This window comes from Mesorhizobium sp. M0074 (assembly GCF_040322975.1).
Lineage (GTDB): Bacteria > Pseudomonadota > Alphaproteobacteria > Rhizobiales > Rhizobiaceae > Mesorhizobium.
This window is the reverse complement of record NZ_JAMYUM010000088.1, coordinates 1-786: the sequence shown is the minus strand read 5'-3', so window position 1 is coordinate 786 and position 786 is coordinate 1. Positions and strand designations below refer to the sequence as shown.

Annotated in this window: 1 protein-coding gene; it reads left to right on the top strand. The window is 66.0% G+C overall.

The annotated features are described in order from the left end of the window. A partial coding sequence (locus NKJ73_RS34080; RefSeq protein WP_352572774.1) for an IS110 family RNA-guided transposase occupies positions 1-672 on the top strand: 672 nt, incomplete at its 5' end. Positions 673-786: the final 114 nt, after the last annotated feature.

The following is a 786-nucleotide window of genomic DNA, read 5'->3' as shown; positions in this document are numbered from 1 at the left end:
GCCAGGGGGCTGCATCGCACGCGTAACCTTCTGGTGCGCCAGCGCACGCAGTTGGCCAACGCCATTCGTGGCCTGCTCTATGAGATGGGCCTGACAAGCGCCAAGGGGGCTGCTGGCATCGAAGCCCTGCTGCGGCGCATCGAGGCGTCGGATGAATCCATCCCCGCCGCGCTGCTGACCTGCTTGACGCCGCTGGCCGGGCAATGGCGCGCGCTGGATGGCGAGATCGGCCGGCTGGACAAGCAGATCGTGGACCAGGTCAAGCAGGATCGGGCGGCCATGCGGCTGACGAAGATCCCGAGCGTCGGCCCGATCATCGCGCATGCGACCATCGCAGCCATCGGCGATGGCCGCCAGTTCGCCTCGGGCAGGAACTTTGCCGCCTGGGTGGGTCTGACCCGCAAGAGCCATGACACCGGCGGCAAGCACAAGTTGACAGGCCATATCAGCCGCGCCGGCGACAGGGACCTGCGAAGGCTGCTCATTCTGGGCGCCAGTTCCTGGCTGCGTCAGGTCAGGGCCAGGCCCGACAGAGGTTCGCCCTGGATTCGCGGCCTGCTGGCCAGGCGACCGGTCAAGGTTGCGGTCGTCGCTCAGGCGGCCAAGACCGCCCGCATCATCTGGGCGATGCTGAACTCGGAACAGCAATACAGGGCGCCGATTGCGACGTAGGCCGCCATCGAGGCCCTCAACAGCGTAAGGAGCAAAAAGCAGCACGGCAAAATGGTCAGGACCTGGGTCGAGACACTCCGCCTTCGTCATCGCGATACAAAGCGCGCTGGGATG